Below are 16075 nucleotides of genomic sequence, written 5' to 3' on the forward strand. Positions count from 1 at the left end.
ATTAATAGCGTAGCAGTGCCGAGCCCCAGGTGAAGCCGCCGCCAAAGGCCTCCAGCAGAACAACCTGCCCACGCTGGATTCGCCCATCGCGGACAGCTTCATCAAGCGCCAACGGGATGGAGGCCGCCGAGGTGTTGCCGTGGCGGTTGACGGTTACCACCACCTGATCCATCGGCATGTCCAGTTTGCGGGCCGTGGCTGCGATAATTCGCAGGTTGGCCTGATGCGGAACCAGCCAGTCGATATCGGATTTCTGCATCTGGTTCGCTTCCAGGGTTTCATCGACAATCCGGCCGAGGGTATTCACTGCCACCTTGAAGACTTCGTTGCCTTTCATCTCCACAAACGCCTGGCCGGCTTTTACAGCCTCAAAATCGTTGGCGATGCCACAGGGGACGTGCAGCAACTCTTCATACCGTCCATCGGCGTGCAGGTGTGTAGACAGAATGCCGGTCTCCTCACTGGCCTCCAGCACGACGGCGCCGGCGCCGTCGCCAAAAAGCACGCAGGTGGTACGATCTTCCCAGTTAAGGATGCGGGAGAATACCTCCGCGCCGATCACCAGCGCTTTTTTGCTCGAACCGGTACGGATGAACTTCTCGGCAGTGGCCAGCGCATAGACGAAACCGCTGCACACGGCCTGAATATCAAAGGCGGGGCAGCCCTGAATACCGAGCCGGGCCTGCAGGATACAGGCGCAACTGGGGAACACCTTGTCCGGCGTGGTGGTGGCAAAAACAATCAGATCAATATCGGTGGTTTCAATGCCGGCGGCCTCAATGGCGTTCAGGGCCGCCTGTTCAGCAAGATCTACCGTGCTTTGTCCGGGCAGGGCAATATGCCGCTGTTCGATACCAGTGCGTTCGCGGATCCACTGATCAGAGGTCTCCACCTTCTGTTCCAGGTCGCGATTGGTAACGATGTTATCCGGCAGATAGGAACCGGTTCCGGCAATGCGTGCAAAGGTCATGGACAATTTCCAGGGGTTTATAGGGTAACGATAGACCCATGCTAAACCTTTGCAACCGGATTGGTTATTAGCGGATTGTCAAAGACTGCCCGGGCGACACATTGGGCGCCCGGGCAAGGGGTGGGATATTAGCCTTCTTTCAACGTTTTCATATCAATGACGAAGCGGTACTTCACATCGCCTTTCTTCATGCGCACGTAGGCTTCGTTGATGTTCCGGATATCCAGCATCTCGATATCACAGGTGATGTCGTGCTCCGCACAGAAGTCCAGAACCTCCTGCGTTTCCGGCATTCCGCCAATGAGAGAGCCGGCTACCACGCGGCGCTTGGTCACCAGCAGGCCAGCCTGAAGGGCGGGTTCAATTGGGGTGAGCAAACCCACGAGAATATGTGTGCCGTCGTACTTCAGACACTTCAGGTACGGGTTGAGGTCGTGGGCTACAGGAATGGTGTCGAGCAGAAAATCGAAGGAATCTGCGGCGGCTTTCATCTGCTCCTTGTCGGTGGAGATGATAACGTGGTCCGCACCCTGCTTCTTCGCTTCCGCCACCTTCGCTTCTGAGCGAGTGAAAATAGTGACTTCGGCGCCCAGCGCTTTGGCAAATTTAACGCCCATGTGGCCGAGGCCACCCATACCGAGCACGCCAACCTTGTGGCCTTTGCCGACCTTGAAGTGCTTGAGTGGAGAATAGGTGGTGATGCCCGCGCACAGAATGGGAGCCGCACTGGCGGGGTCGAGTTTTTCCGGAACCCGGACCACAAAGCGTTCGCTGACAACAATGCGCTCGGAATAGCCGCCGTGGGTGACCGAGCCATCGTGGCGGTCCAGGCTGCCGTAGGTCATGGTGGAGCCTTCAATGCAGTACTGCTCCAGTCCGGAGTCGCAGGCGGAGCAACTGCGACAGCTGTCTACCATGCAGCCCACGCCCACCAGGTCGCCGGCTTTGAAGTGACTGACCTCTGGCCCAACGGCGGTGACCCGTCCAACAATTTCGTGGCCCGGAATGACCGGATATTTTGATCCCCCCCAATCATTTTCAACGGTGTGGAGGTCACTGTGGCAGACACCGCAGTAGTCGATCTCGATCGCTACATCGTCTGCACGGAGCTCCCGGCGATCAATGGCGTAGGGGGCCAGGCCGGAATCCGGGGCAGTGGCGGCGTATGCTTTGGTAGTGGCCATTCGTTCACTCCTTTTCAGTTTTAGAACAAGGATCACGGTTCTGTCGCAGCAGGACAGTTACCTTGTGTTACTCAGTACATTTCAATTGTAACCTACGTATTCCACACCATCAGGGATGACCAGATGACAAACACGCAATCTCTCAAAGCTGTGTGGCTGGCGGGCGCAATCGCGCTGGGCGCGGGCCTGGTCAGCGGTTGTATGCCGGGTACCATTGCCACCGGCGTTGGCACCGGTTTTGTGTATGAGCAGAAACAGGACCACAAGCACCGCCATGAAGTGGAGCGGGCGGTGGATCAGTACGTCGAAGACCACGCCAACTCTCCGTGCAGGCACGGGGAAGACCGGGTAATGGAGTCTGCGGCAGAGATTCTCAAGGAATACCGGTTAACCGGTTTGAACGAAGTGCTGGGCCGACTGGACAAGATCTATCAGGATGAAAGTCAGCCGGATCATATCCGGGCCGGTGCCCTGTACAACATGGCGGTGTTGCAGTCGCGCCGCAAGGAACCCAACAAGGTGCTCGCGCGGGAGTACTTCAAGCGCCTGTATGTAGAATTTCCCAACGAGTATCGTTGCATCTTTGAAGAATCAGACTGGCGGGATTCAATGATTGAACAGCAGTTGCTGCTGCCCGGCGAGACGGTTGAATCCTTCCTGAGAGATGCGAAAGCCGATGTGGAGCGCATGAAGCGGCAGGACTGAGCCTGCCGCCTTCAATATCAGGCTATCCAGCCGAAGAAGAAATCAAACAGCCAGGAGAAGAAGCCGCCGCTGCTCTGTGGGCGCGGTTCGGCCTTTGCTTCCTGGTTAGCAACCGGCTTGCTGGCGTTTGCCACTGGCGCATCAACAATCACGGGTTCCGGTTCTTCTTCAACAACGAGCGGCTCGTCCGGGCCCGCTGCGGTGGGCTCGGTGGGCTCGGTGGGCAGTTGGGCGATCAGTTCTTCGTTATCGCCAGTGACCACCTCGACGACTTCTGCCGGCTCCTGGTCTTCGGTGACTGGCGTTTGACCACTTTCGGAAACGGATGAAGAAAGATCTGTAACACGCTGTTCTTTCAGGTTTTCATTCGGGCCGAGTTCAGAGTCTTCTGCTGGGACGGATTGCACTGCCGGCTCCACGGCCGCCACCTGATTTTCTCGCGGTTCCGTAGTATCCACGACCTCCGGCTCGACTGTTTCCGGTTCAGGCTCCTGAACTTCGGGGGCCGGTTCCGGCTTGGGCTTTGGTGCAATAGCGGCAACGGAATGGGCGGGTGACGGGACCTTTGCGGCAAGACCGAGCTGATCGCGAGCGGCAGACCGGGAAGCCACAGAATTGCTCTGGATCGTCAGGGTCGGAGCCGCCGCCACACCAAGGGATTTGAGGGTGGCTGAATCCAGATTTCCACTTGCTGAAAGTTCTGGGCGATCGGACTGGTACTGACGAATGGCCGTGCGCAGCTTGTCGTCTATCCAACCGTCAGCCGTACCGATATCGTAGCCGGACCCATAGAGCGCATTTTCAGCAGCAAAGACGGTGTGAACTGGAGAATTAGCCTGGGCCCAGCCACAGATGGCTATGCTTGAGAAAAGGGCCATGCCTTGCGCGGTAGTCTTGCAGCGTCCCTGCAACGGTGAGCGTTTCATGGCGAATCCCTCCAATGGCTCATTGGTATTGTTGTTTACATATTGTTACTGAGTATCTTCACCGTATCAGGGATTAATAGTTGCGCCTATGAAGTGGTTAACAAGTTGGCGCAAGGTGCCCGTAGGATGTTGTGGAGGTTGCTGGTATTGTCACAATCCATCAGACACAGAACGGGCAGAGCGCCCCCGGTAGTTTTGGCAGGCCAAGCATGCAGAATCTCGATTATCGCGTTATACAGCAGGCCATTGACTGGCTGGAGCAAGGGCAGACGATCTGGCTGTGCACCGTGCTGTCCACGTTCGGCTCTTCCCCCCGGGAACCCGGAGCGATGATGGTAGCGAAAGCCGACGGAGCGCATGTGGGGTCATTGTCCGGCGGCTGTGTTGAAGAGGATTTCCTGGATCGACTGGTGCAGGGGGAATATACCTTGCCATCCGTTGTCATGAGATATGGTGGCGACAGCGAGGAAAACCGCAATCCAAAGGTGAAGCTGCCCTGTGGGGGCGAATTGGAAGTACTGGTGGAAAAGCGATCTCCGGAGTCACATTTTGTCGATCAGCTGCGGACGCTGCTGCAAGGGCTTTCAACTGGTGAAGCCCTGGAGCGGGAAGTAGGCCTAGCTGGTGGCAACGTCAGTCTCCACCCTGTCGATGATCACGGTAGCCGGGTCATTTGGGAGCAGGGAAGCGAGACCATAAAGATTGTTGTCGCACCCGTCGCACGATTGATTCTGGCCGGATATTCAACGGTAGCGGATGCCTGCGCCCGGTTTGCTCTGGGCCTGGGTTATGAGGTGGTGCTTTGCGATCCACGGGAAGACATTGCAGGCACCCACAATTTGCCCGAAGGTGTCGAGTTTATTGCTCAACTGCCCTCCGTATACCTCGGCAAAGACGGTGCCTGTGCCCCCTCGACGGCCGTAGTGGCCACTACGCACGATCCAAAGATTGATGACCTGGCGATGATGGCCGCGGTCAAAACGCCAGCGGGCTATATTGGTGTCATGGGCTCAATGCGCACTTCAAAAGCCCGGGCGGAACGGTTGAAACGCAGTGGCGGGCTCACTGAGGCCGAGATTCAGCGTATTCATATGCCGGTGGGGCTGGATATCGGCAGCAAGACACCGGCCGAGATTGCCTTGTCGATTATGGCAGATGTGGTTCGTGCCCGGCGCCAGCTTTTCCGGGCGGTCAGTTAACGCTCTCGGCTCGCGGGTTTCGAGGGTAGTACCGGTCGGGCAGCCGCTCGATGTGCGGAAAGAACCGGGTGTCTTTGTAGGGCATTTTCATATACCCGGACACGCCAAGCCCGGCGATCTGCTCCACCGCAGACAGGATCTCGTCCAGCAGTTCCCGGAATTCCGGTTCCCGCTCGGGGTCCAGCAGTCGGTAATGGCTGTGGATCTTCAGGTGCCGGGGCAGGGCTTCGAAGATGATCATGCCGGTGTGGTGGATGTCGTTCAGACGTTCCAGTGCCCGGATAATCGTCTCGGGCAATACCAGGAATTCTTCCGGGTCTGGTCCATCCTCAAAATAGGAATGCACGCGGCTTTCATCTTCCACTTCCGGTGCTGCGCTCACTTCGTAGTGCAGATTCATGCCGGGGGAGACGAGAAACGGCTTGCCCGGATCTTCACGATCAATGTGCAGGGTGTTACGGGCGTTGAACAGGCAGCTTTTGAAGATACCTTTGCGGTAGATGGCCTGGGCCAGGTACACCATGTTATTGACGGCCTGGACAAAGGCCGATTTCAACGTCGGATCATGCAGGTTCAGAGAGGTATCGATATAGATACCGTCGGTTTCCCAGCGTACCGCCAGGCCTCCTTCCACAGGGTAGCGCCCGAGCCGACTGACCGCCGCCAGAAACGCTTTCTCGGTTTCCCCCATGCCTTGCATGAAGTTCTTGTAGTAGCGGTCGAGTTGGACGTCGTTCACATCACTCAGGGTCTCCGGGGCACCTTCCTCCCGCAAAAACGACTTCCGGGAACTGTATACCACGGTATCAATTTCCTGCCCGGACGCCCGCACCCATACCGGCACCTGCGGAGTGGTCGGCCGTGCCGGCAGGTCAATCATCACCGTGCGGGCCATTCGGGGCATTTCCCGCAAGTAGTAATCACCAGCCTTGCGGCGAGTCTCCGGGTCAGGCGACAGCATGCCATCAAGCATTCGGGCAAATTCCATGGGAAGCCCCAGAGACGCAGCTGGAATCGCCCGGTGCCCAAACCGACAGGATTGGGCAGAGGCGAGGGCATACAGGGTTCCGGCAGCCCCCTGTTCGTCAAAGCGGGGCGAGGAGAGCCCGCCGTTCAGCTGCTCCTCGCCGATAAAATAGACATCGCCCAGTCTGGCATTGGTTTGCTGCAGGTTATCCGACATCAGTTCCATCACATTGGCGGTGACGAACTGTTGATTGGCATCCAGCTGGGCGAACACCGAGGACCCCCAGTCAATCAAGGCAATGTTCTCGGTGCGGGCGTCAAACACCAGGTTGGACGGTTTGATGTCACCATGAACAATCGGACGGCCGGCGGGCCCGGTTTCCCGGCGCAGGCAGCGCAGAATATCCGCCAACTGGTCCGCTATCCGAATAATAAGCCGGGGCTTCAGACGGCCTTCCTGCAGCGAGACTTCCTCCAGATTGAGCCCTGCGGCTCGTTCCATGACCAGGATAGGTTGGTTGTTGGCGCGCTGGAAGGCGATCAGTCGCGGCACTCTGGGGTGATGCACCTGCTCCAGAATGAAGGCTTCGTCTTCCAGGCGATCCTGTAGGTGCTGGGGCAGGTTGATGCGAGTGAATTTGAACACATGCTCCGGGCCTGGTGTGTCCAGGCCGGGAAAACGGCCGGCAAACACAAACCCATAGGCGCCCTTGCCAATCAGTTCAACATCCCGGTAACCCAGTTGGCGGAGCTGGGCAACGCAAAGCGCCACCCAGTCCTTGAGCTTCTTGGCATCATCGTGGCTGAGCAGGTAGATCGACTGCTCTTCCGGTATATAGAATTGCTGAAGATGCTTTTCCTGCTCCATCACAGCCCGTCAGCCCATATGCAACAGCATGGTCTGGGGCGACTCCAGATAGCTCTTCCATAGATTGCAGAACCGCGCGATGGTGCCGCCATCAATAATGCGGTGATCGCCGGCCCAGCTGATCGTCATGATCGCCCGCTCAACCACCTGACCATTGGCGTCGAAACGCGGTAGTTTCTGGGTGCGGCCCAGTGCCACAATCGCCACTTCCGGTGCGTTGATGATGGGCGCTGCGTAGGTGCCGCCCAATGCGCCGATATTGGAAATGGTGATGGTGCCGCCTTTGAGATCATCCTGGCTGACACGGCCGGAACGGGCGGCCTCAGTCAACCGGGCGATTTCCTCGGCAATACCCAGCAGGGTGAGCTGTTCAACGTGCTTGACGTTGGGTACCACCAGGCCGGCCTTGCCATCTACCGCCATGCCAATGTTGCAGTGGGGCAGGTAGTGGATTTCGGTCACATCCTCGTTCAACTGACTGTTCAATACCGGGTATTCCTGAACAGCCAGGGCCATGGCCTTCATGAAGAATGGCATGAGCGTTAGCCGGGTGCCTTTGGTTTCAGCCTCCGGCTTCAGCTGTTCCCGCAGCCTGAGCAAGTCGGTTACATCAATATCCTCACTGTAGATAAAGTGAGGGATGGTGGTTGCCGACTGAACCATAGTCCGGGCCATGGCCGCTTTCATGCCCTTGATCGGTTCCACACGCACTTGCTGGCCGCCTTCTGCCTGGCGTCGAGGCGGCGTGCTGGGTTCAGCCTGACCTTCGGTGGCGCTGGGCTCTGATTTGGGCTGCTCCAAATGCGCCAGAACATCTGCCTTAAGCACCCGGCCATCCTTGCCGGAACCGGCAATGTCGCCCAGGTTCAGCTCGTGCTCGCGCACCAACCGACGGACCGCCGGGCTTGCCGGAATCCGGGCCCGGTTGCCGGTTGCCACCGGTGTCGCTTTTGTGGGCGCGGCGTCCGCCGAAGGCCTGGATTCACTCTTTGGCTGAGGAGCCTCTTCACGATCCCGCGGGATGAAGGCAAACAGCGGTGAATGCACCCGCGCCATGGATTGCTGCTCGTGGTAGAGCTTGGTGATTCGGCCGGCCTTGGGGGCGGTGATTTCAACCATGGCCTTATCGGTCATCACGTCCACGACCGGCTGATCTTCTTCGATCTCGTCGCCCTCGGCGACGCGCCATTGAACGACCTCGCACTCGACAATCCCTTCACCGATGTCGGGCAAAATAAAGTCTTCAGTCGCATTATCGTCCCCGCCTTGTGCGGGTTCCGCTTTGGCTACAGCTTCCGGGGCAGAATCTACCTGCGACGACTCTTCAGCGCTTGCTGGTGCCGGCGCCCCGGCCTCGCCACTCTCATCCACCAACTCGAACAGTGGCGCATGCACCTTCGCGATATCGCCTTCCTTGTAATAGAGACGGGTAACCCGGCCCTTGTAGGGGGCAGGAATTTCCACCAGCGCCTTGTCAGTCATCACTTCGGCCACCGGCTGGTCTTCCTCGATGACGTCGCCTTCGGCTACCAGCCATTTGACCAGTTCGCATTCCACGATACCTTCGCCGATATCGGGCAGAATAAAATCACTCATGCTTGTTCTCCTGTCCTGATATCCGCCTAGAATTCCACGCTTTCCCTGATGGCCTCGTAGACCTTCAGGTGATTCGGCAAGTGCTCCTTCTCAAGCACCAGCGGGAAGGGGGTGTCCATCCCGGTTACCCGCGCAATGGGAGATTCCAGGTACAGGAAGCAGCGCTCCTGAATGGTCGCTGCAATTTCGCCGGCAAAGCCGCCAGTGAGAGGAGCTTCGTGGGTAATCACAAGGCGCCCGGTTTTGAGCACGGAATTGGCCACGGTTTCCACATCCCAGGGCAGGATCGACCGGAGGTCAATCACCTCGCAGGAAATGCCTTCCTTCTCAGCGCGCTCAACCGCCTGGTCTATCACGTCCATCTGGGCGCCCCAGCCAAGAATGGTCACGTCAGTGCCTTCCTTGGTGATCTCGGCTTCACCCAGAGGCAGGCGGTAATCTTCATCTGGCACCTCGCCCACGGAGGCCCGGTACAGGCGCTTGGGTTCAAAGAACAGTACCGGGTTGGGGTCGTGGATGGCAGCCAACAGCAAGCCCTTGGCCTGATGGGGGTTGCGGGGCACCACGATTTTGAGGCCCGGGGTATGGGCAAAATAAGCTTCCGGAGATTGCGAATGGTAAAGGCCGCCGGCAATGCCACCACCGTAGGGTGCACGAATGGTCAGACCACCAACGTTAAAGAGGTTGCCGGAGCGATAGCGGTATTTCGCCGATTCGTTCACGATCTGATCGAAGGCCGGGAAGATGTAGTCGGCAAACTGGATTTCCGCCACCGGCACAGAGCCCTGGGCGGCCAGACCGTTGGCAAAACCGATGATGCCCTGTTCCACCAGCGGTGTGTTGAAACAGCGGGACTTGCCGTATTTCTGTTGAAGATTACTGGTAGCGCGGAACACGCCGCCAAAAACGCCCACGTCCTCGCCGAAACACAACACTTTGTCATCGGCCGCCATGGCGGTATCCAGGGCATTGTTGATGGCCTGGAGCATATTCATCTTGGTCATCTCACGCTCCTCCCTTAACGTGTTCGGCGCTCTTTGGGTACTCATCCGGATATCGACGTATGTGAGCCTTCAGTTTCTCAAACTGCTCGGCCAGCATGGGAGGTACTTCGTTGTAGACATCGGTAACCAGAGTTCCGAGGGCTGGTGGCGGACGCTTCTGCGCCCGCTTCATGGTTTCCAGCACTTCCCGGCGCATGTTTTCCTGGAACTGTTTTTCGTCGTCCTCACTCCACCATTTCTTGCTTTCCAGCCACAGGCGCATGCGCAGGATCGGGTCTTTCTCGCGCCATACCGCTTCCTCGTCTTTGCTGCGATAACCGGACGGGTCGTCGGAGGAGGAGTGGGCCGCAAGGCGGTAGCTCATGGCCTCGATCAATACCGGGCGATTGTGTTTGACGGCCAGCTCCCGGGCTGCTCTGGTGGCTTCATACATGGCCAGTACGTCGTTACCGTCTACCCGGATAACGTCCATCTTGTAGCCATAGGCTCTGGGTGCTACGCCGTCGGCTGCGAACTGTTCGGCTGCGGGGGTGGAAATGGCATAACCGTTGTTCCGGCACAGGAAGATGACGGGTACGCGATGGACTGCAGCCATGTTCAGGGCCGCGTGAAAGTCACCCTCGGACGCGGCGCCTTCGCCAAAATAGGTGATGGTGCAGTGGCCGTCTCCCGCCAGCTTCTGGCCATAGGCATAGCCGGTGGCCTGGGGAATCTGGGTGGCCAGGGGCGAAGAGATGGTCATGTAATTCAGCTTTTTCGAGCCGTAGTGCACGGGCATTTGCCGGCCCTTACCGTAATCAAGCTCATTGCCGAAAAGCTGGTTCATGAATTCGTCGATGGAAAAACCGCGGTAGGCGAGGGCGCCTTGCTCCCGGTACTGCGCCATGATCATGTCGTTATCATCCAGCGCGGCGGCGCTGCCGATCACGGCGGCTTCTTCACCGGTACACTGCATGTAGAAGCTCAGACGCCCCTGGCGCTGGGCAGCAAGCATACGCTCATCGAGAATCCGGGTGGTGACCATGGCCCGGTAGATGCGAAGGGCTTTCTCTTTTTCAAGATCCGGCGCTTTGGCGCTCTTATAGAGCTTGCCATCCTGCTTCAGGAGCTTGAACGTGGGAATACGGAATTCCGCACCATCGGTGAACGAGGGGGAATACACAACTTTCGATTTTGTTGTTGTCATAGTCCTCTTCCTGGGGTATTGGCCTGAGGAAACAAAACACGCCTTGTGGGCGTGTCGTTAATGTCATTGTAGACAACCTGGGGAAATCTGATGTGGATCATTCCAGGCTTACCTTTACCTTAACGTAAACTGCATCCATCGGGTAGACCCAGAATGCGGATTTTTATTTAACTGAGCCAAACCGATGAATTTTCCGTGTTGGCCGCAAGCATGCTAACGTCAATACAGGTACTCTATTGAATAGCTTCATTAAACGGACTCTGGTGGGCAGGCATATGAATGTGATCGTGATCGGCGCAGGGATAATGGGAACCACTTTTGCCACCCTGGCGAAGGAACTGGCGCCCGAACTGGATATCACCATTCTGGAGCGACTGGACAGCCCGGGCGCAGGCAACTCCTGGTCTTTCAACAATGCCGGCACGGGCCACGAGGCCAACTGCGAGCTTAACTATACGCCGGTGGATGGCGAGGTAATCTCGGTGGAGAAAGCCTTGAAAATCCATGCCCAGTTCAACGTTGCCAAGCAGTTCTGGGCCTACCTTGTTCGAAAAGGTGCGATAAAAGAGCCCACTAGCTTCATCAACCAGACCCGCCATTGCACCCTGGTCTCCGAGCCGTCCATCGAGGAACTCAAGCTACGCTTCAAGGAAATGTCCGCCCACCACTTTTTTGAGCACATGCGCTTTTCCGAGGAATTTGACGAGATCAAGAGCTGGATTCCCTACACCATGGACGGCCGTCCCCATCACGAGAAAATGGCAGCGACCGTTGTGGAAACGGGAACCGATGTGAATTTTGGTTCCCTGACTGAACAGATGGCGGAATATGCGACGAAGCAGTTGGGCGTAAAAGTCGAGTATGGCGTCCATGTAAAGCGGGTGCACCGAAACCCAGCGGGGAGCTGGTTGGTAGAAACGCAAACCCGGGGCGCTGCCGTTCAGCATCGGGCCGACATACTGTTTGTTGGCGCGGGCGGGGGTGCCTTCCCCATTCTCAAGAAAAGTCATTTACCGTTTGCCCGGAGGTTCACCGGTTTTCCGGTGGGCGGGCGTTTTCTGCAGGCGGAAATTACCGAAGAGCAGGCCCGTCAATACCGCGCAAAAACCTACGGCAAGGCGGAAGTTGGTGCACCTCCAATGTCTGTACCGCATCTGGACCTGCGGGTGGCTGATGGCAGGCATTATTTGCTGTTCGGCCCATTTGCCTCATTCAAGCCCGTTCTGGAAAAAGGGCGCGGATTCATTGATTATCTGAAGGCCATGCGCCTGCACGATATCCCCGGGTTGCTGAGCGTCGCGATAGAGCATTTCGCTCTCGTGAAATATCTGGTTTCTGAGACCTTCAAAGGCGAGAAAAGCATGCTGGAGTCGCTGGAGAAATTTGCTCCGGGCCTGAGCTCCAGGTTTGACTGGAAGCCTATTGAGGCTGGCCAGCGGGTACAGATCATCAAGGATGGGGATCTGCAGATGGGTACAGAGATTATCGTTTCGAAGGATAAAACCTACGGCACAATACTTGGGGCGTCGCCTGGCGCCTCGGTGTCACCTGAGGTGATGCTGCGTGCCCTGGAGCAATTGTTCCCGGCGGTATTTGCTGGAGAATCCGCCAGATCCAAGCTGAAAGAGATGTTCCCTGAGGACAATCTGGATACACTGATCAGCAATCCGGAGCGGTATCGCGAGATTCGGGACGCCGTAAACTCAGCCTTGGGCATCCAGTCAGAGATACCAGCGTAGCCAGGCGTTCTCAGGGACGAACACAAATAGTGAAAGCACTTGAACTCAAGGTTCCACCCGTTGTTCTGGTTATCCTTTTCGGGGCGGCCATGTGGGCTATTTCGAGGCTGTTGCCGTCTGGCTATTTTACCGTTCCGGGCAGGCTGATTCTGTGCACCCTCATGGTCCTGGCTGGCGCAGGTATTGCCCTGGCCGGCGTTCTGGCATTTCGTGCAGGAGGCACCACCGTGGATCCTCGTACGCCCCATCAGTCTGCCAGCCTGGTGGTTGACGGGGTTTACCGTTACACCAGAAACCCCATGTACCTCGGCTTTCTGCTGATGCTGATTGCCTGGAGCCTGTACCTGGGCAGTGTATTTGCCGCTCTGTTACTGCCACTGTTCATGCTGTACATGAATCGCTTCCAGATCAAACCCGAGGAACGACACATGCGGGCGTTATTCGGTGACGACTACACCCGGTACGCCTCACGGGTTGGGCGATGGTTCTAGCCAGGTAACGGGATATAGTCTTCTTTATCGCCAGGCACGATGGGAAAACGCCGGTTCTGCCAGTCATCCTTGGCCTGTTCGATACGCTCCTTACGGCTGGACACAAAATTCCATTCAATAAACCGTCGCCCCAGTGGTTCGCCGCCAACAAGGGCGAGCCGGGTATCTTCAATCGCCTCAACCGTAACGCCCTCGTGAGCCGCCAAAACGGCCATGGAATATTCAGGCACCTCCGTTCCGCCTGCCCGCAGCTTTCCTTTGGCAACGTACAACCCTCGTTCCTCGGCATCAGGCAGAGTAAGCTTTTGCCCCTGTTTCAGCCATGCCTCAATGTATAGGGTATCGGCAAAGGTCTTGACCGGCGACGCGGCACCGAAAGCGGTTCCCATCATTACCCGTACCTGAACGCCATCCACGGAAACTGATGGCACTGTGTCGCCGGGATAGTGATAGAACGCCGGTTCTGTTTCTTCGTCTGCCTCGGGCAGCGCCAGCCACAATTGCAATCCGTGGAGCGTGTGGTCGGAGGCTGTGATTTCCGGGCGCTCCCGCTCCGAATGAACAATCCCGCGCCCGGCCACCATCAGGTTGATATCCCCGGGGCGGATCGGTTGCTGGCTGCCCAGCGAATCACGGTGCAGGATTTCACCTTGAAACAGGTAGGTAACGGTCGCAATGCCAATATGGGGGTGAGGGCGCACGTTAATGCCATCCCCGGCCGCAAAATGGGCCGGCCCCATATGGTCAAAAAAGATCCACGGCCCGATCATTTTCTGGCCAACCACCGGCAGAACCCGCCTTACCGAAAAGCCCCCGAGGTCACGGTTTCTGGGCTGAAGGAGCTGAACTATGGCGCCACATTCTTCGGTGATGGGGCAATCCATTTCAGTGTCGGGCGCGAGATTGCTCATTGTCAGCTCCGGGTGCGGGTGCGAGTGAGAGGATCTGGTGTGTTTGAAGCTTGGTGCCAGTCTGAATGGGTGTCAAATGAGACGTCCCGCACCGGACCAGCTCCGGGTTGCGGGACGCCTTGGCTGTCAACCTTGCTGCGCACCGAAGCTCTGCATCAGATTGGCATAGTGAGGCAAGTGCTTGGCCAGAATACCACCGAAACCCTCAATGTCGTTGCGCCAGTCACGATGCAGCTCACAACCAACGCTGAACCAGTTCATCAACTGGGCGCCGGCTTGCTCCATACGGCTCCAGGCTGCATCTCGAGTGGTCTGATTGAACGTGCCGGAGGCATCCGTAACCACGAACACCTCAAACCCTTCTTCCAGCGCAGACAATGTTGGGAACGCGACGCACACATCGGTCACCACGCTCGCGATCAACAACTGTTTCTTCCCGGTGGCCTTCACGGCCTTTACGAAGTCTTCGTTGTCCCAGGCATTGATCTGACCAGGACGGGCGAAGTAGGGCGCATCCGGGAACATGTCTTTGAGCTCAGGAACCAGGGGTCCGTTAGGCCCATTTTCAAAGCTGGTGGTAAGAATGGTCGGGATGTTAAAGAACTTCGCGATGTCAGCCAGGGCAAGGACGTTGTTTTTGAAATCGTCCGGCGAGAAATCACGGACCAAGGACAGCAGCCCGGACTGATGGTCGACCATCAGCAGGGCCACATCATCTTTATTCAGCCGATTGTATTTAAATGCCATAGCTTTTTACTCCTTCTGATTAGCGGCTTAAATCACTGGAGGTGATGACCGGTTCACGCAATTCGATGCTTTTGTGAAACGATAGCTAAAGCATAGGTCCCGTTTTCTGGCCTGTGTAGGCCCCAAAATTTATACTCATCGTTCCATAATCAGAACGCTAACCACCATGCAGGACCTCAACGACCTCTATTACTTCGTTAAAGTCGTCGATCACGGCGGCTTCGCCCCCGCGGGCCGGGCGCTCGGCGTGCCAAAATCGAAATTGAGCCGGCGGATTGCCATGCTGGAAGATCGCCTGGATACCCGGCTGATCAATCGCTCCACGCGCCGATTCACCATTACCGAACTGGGCCAGGAATATTATCGCCATTGCGTGGCAATGCTTGTGGAAGCAGAGGCTGCGCAGGAGGTGATTGACCGGTCCAGGGCCGAGCCCCGGGGCGTAATCCGGATGAGCTGCCCGCCAGGGTTAATCTACTTTCACGTGGGACAACTGCTGGTTCGTTTTATGGCGAGGTATCCCGATGTGAAGGTGGAGATTGATGCCACCAGCCGACGGGTTGATGTTCTGAAAGAAGGGCTGGACCTGGCGCTGCGGGTCCGTTTTCCACCGCTGGAGGACAGCGGGCTGACCATGAAAGTGCTGTCAAAGAGCCCTCAGTTCCTGATGGCCTCAAAGGATTTTTTCGAACACCATCAGCAGCCTGAAACCCCGGACGATCTGGCCAACCTGCCCAGTCTGGATTTTGAGCCGTCCGATGGCAAACACATCTGGTGTCTGGATGGGCCGGATAAGGCCTCGGCACAGGTGCGCCACTCGCCCAGACTGGTGACGGATGATGTGTTCACCCTCCGGCAAGCGGCGTTGGAAGGCCTGGGCGTGGTGCGCATGCCGCTGATTGTTGGTGGGCGAGACCTGGTTGAGGGGCGATTGATCGACGTTCTGCCGGGCTGGAAGCCTCGGGGAGGCGTTCTGCATGCGGTTTTTCCCTCAAGGCGTGGCCTGATGCCGGCGGTGAGAGCTTTGCTGGACTTTCTGGGGGAATCCATGGAAGACGTGGATTGGGCAATGGCACAGGAGTAATAAGTATGCCAAAAGTTGGCTCGACTCATTGCTTGTGCCGCAACCTGGCATCGCTATAATTGACCGCCCCGAACCGTCGGGATCTTGTCCGCTAAATCGTCATGGTCTGACTATGTGCCGAAAACTGGCGTGGGGAGTTGCCCGCGCCAGTAACTGGCATACCATCTTTAGAGTAATTATGTACCGCGACTTCAAAACCACACTCGAACTCATTCTTGCTGTCCTTGAAAATGACAATCTCACCTCAGAACAGCTTCGTGAACGATTTGCCGGCATGCCTGACCGCACGTTCAAGCGCCACATGGCCACCGCCCGAAAACATGGAGCCCAAATGGAATGTGTCGCCGACAGTCGGGGACGCTACACGTGGATTTGCCGAAACCGCCGGCAGATTGAAACTCGGGTGAGAACCTGGGTGATATTCGAGCGGGAGCGAACACTCGTTGGTGAATCTCAGTTAGATCTGTTGCATCAGGCTTTGTAACAAGACAGCAGATCT

Annotated in this window: 15 protein-coding genes; 6 read left to right on the top strand and 9 right to left on the bottom strand. The window is 57.2% G+C overall.

Features of this window, described 5'->3' with window-relative positions; genetic code table 11:
* Position 1 precedes the first annotated feature (1 nt).
* Both Q675_RS19750 and Q675_RS19755 read right to left on the bottom strand, forming a co-directional pair.
* The gene (locus Q675_RS19750; protein ID WP_014421627.1) at positions 2-970 is read right to left on the bottom strand and encodes a beta-ketoacyl-ACP synthase III; all 969 of its coding nucleotides are present in this window, start codon (positions 968-970) and stop codon (positions 2-4) included.
* Between the two features lie 128 nt (positions 971-1098).
* Positions 1099-2154, bottom strand: a complete 1056-nt coding sequence (locus tag Q675_RS19755) for an NAD(P)-dependent alcohol dehydrogenase (RefSeq protein ID WP_023010237.1) — start codon at positions 2152-2154, stop codon at positions 1099-1101.
* Positions 2155-2277: 123 nt separating this feature from the next.
* Here Q675_RS19755 and Q675_RS19760 point away from each other — a divergent pair, with 123 nt between their 5' ends.
* Positions 2278-2859, top strand: coding sequence for a hypothetical protein (locus Q675_RS19760; RefSeq protein ID WP_014421625.1), 582 nt, complete (start codon positions 2278-2280; stop codon positions 2857-2859).
* Positions 2860-2876: 17 nt separating this feature from the next.
* Here Q675_RS19760 and Q675_RS19765 read toward each other — a convergent pair whose 3' ends face one another.
* A complete protein-coding gene (locus Q675_RS19765; protein WP_031210908.1) occupies positions 2877-3785 on the bottom strand; it encodes a peptidoglycan-binding domain-containing protein in 909 nt (302 codons plus the stop codon).
* A gap of 209 nt (positions 3786-3994) precedes the next feature.
* Between Q675_RS19765 and Q675_RS19770 the strand changes: the two genes are divergently transcribed.
* Positions 3995-4984, top strand: coding sequence for an XdhC family protein (locus Q675_RS19770; protein WP_023010239.1), 990 nt, complete (start codon positions 3995-3997; stop codon positions 4982-4984).
* Here the strand turns inward: Q675_RS19770 and Q675_RS19775 are convergent.
* Genes Q675_RS19775 through Q675_RS19790 form a run of 4 tightly spaced genes read right to left on the bottom strand, consistent with a single transcriptional unit; the run spans position 4977 to position 10604 of the window.
* On the bottom strand, positions 4977-6818 hold the full coding sequence (locus Q675_RS19775) for a protein kinase domain-containing protein (RefSeq protein WP_023010240.1): 1842 nt from the start codon (positions 6816-6818) through the stop codon (positions 4977-4979). The two genes, Q675_RS19770 and Q675_RS19775, sit on opposite strands and share 8 nt — an antisense overlap.
* A 9-nt stretch (positions 6819-6827) precedes the next feature.
* A complete protein-coding gene (locus tag Q675_RS19780) occupies positions 6828-8414 on the bottom strand; it encodes a dihydrolipoyllysine-residue acetyltransferase (protein WP_023010241.1) in 1587 nt (528 codons plus the stop codon).
* Between the two features lie 26 nt (positions 8415-8440).
* Positions 8441-9418, bottom strand: a complete 978-nt coding sequence (locus tag Q675_RS19785) for an alpha-ketoacid dehydrogenase subunit beta (protein ID WP_022992373.1) — start codon at positions 9416-9418, stop codon at positions 8441-8443.
* A gap of 1 nt (position 9419) precedes the next feature.
* A complete protein-coding gene (locus Q675_RS19790) occupies positions 9420-10604 on the bottom strand; it encodes a thiamine pyrophosphate-dependent dehydrogenase E1 component subunit alpha (RefSeq protein ID WP_023010242.1) in 1185 nt (394 codons plus the stop codon).
* A 275-nt stretch (positions 10605-10879) separates the two neighbouring features.
* Between Q675_RS19790 and Q675_RS19795 the strand changes: the two genes are divergently transcribed.
* Both Q675_RS19795 and Q675_RS19800 read left to right on the top strand, forming a co-directional pair.
* Positions 10880-12343, top strand: a complete 1464-nt coding sequence (locus Q675_RS19795) for a malate:quinone oxidoreductase (protein ID WP_011784875.1) — start codon at positions 10880-10882, stop codon at positions 12341-12343.
* Between the two features lie 29 nt (positions 12344-12372).
* Entirely contained in the window at positions 12373-12834 is a 462-nt protein-coding gene (locus Q675_RS19800; protein WP_023010243.1) for a methyltransferase family protein, read from the top strand.
* On the opposite strand, the gene Q675_RS19805 is transcribed toward Q675_RS19800, so the two are convergent.
* Together Q675_RS19805 and ycaC are read right to left on the bottom strand one after the other, a co-directional pair.
* Positions 12831-13745, bottom strand: a complete 915-nt coding sequence (locus Q675_RS19805) for a pirin family protein (RefSeq protein WP_023010244.1) — start codon at positions 13743-13745, stop codon at positions 12831-12833. The genes Q675_RS19800 and Q675_RS19805 overlap by 4 nt on opposite strands.
* 126 nt (positions 13746-13871) lie before the next feature.
* Complete coding sequence (ycaC, locus tag Q675_RS19810; RefSeq protein ID WP_023010245.1) at positions 13872-14492, bottom strand: isochorismate family cysteine hydrolase YcaC; 621 nt, start codon at positions 14490-14492, stop codon at positions 13872-13874.
* A gap of 166 nt (positions 14493-14658) precedes the next feature.
* Here ycaC and Q675_RS19815 point away from each other — a divergent pair, with 166 nt between their 5' ends.
* Together Q675_RS19815 and Q675_RS19820 are read left to right on the top strand one after the other, a co-directional pair.
* On the top strand, positions 14659-15576 hold the full coding sequence (locus Q675_RS19815) for a LysR substrate-binding domain-containing protein (RefSeq protein ID WP_023010246.1): 918 nt from the start codon (positions 14659-14661) through the stop codon (positions 15574-15576).
* A gap of 178 nt (positions 15577-15754) precedes the next feature.
* The gene (locus tag Q675_RS19820; RefSeq protein WP_023010247.1) at positions 15755-16060 is read left to right on the top strand and encodes a hypothetical protein; all 306 of its coding nucleotides are present in this window, start codon (positions 15755-15757) and stop codon (positions 16058-16060) included.
* Positions 16061-16075: the final 15 nt, after the last annotated feature.

Origin of the sequence: Marinobacter sp. EN3 (assembly GCF_000475315.1) — a bacterium.
Lineage (GTDB): Bacteria > Pseudomonadota > Gammaproteobacteria > Pseudomonadales > Oleiphilaceae > Marinobacter > Marinobacter nauticus.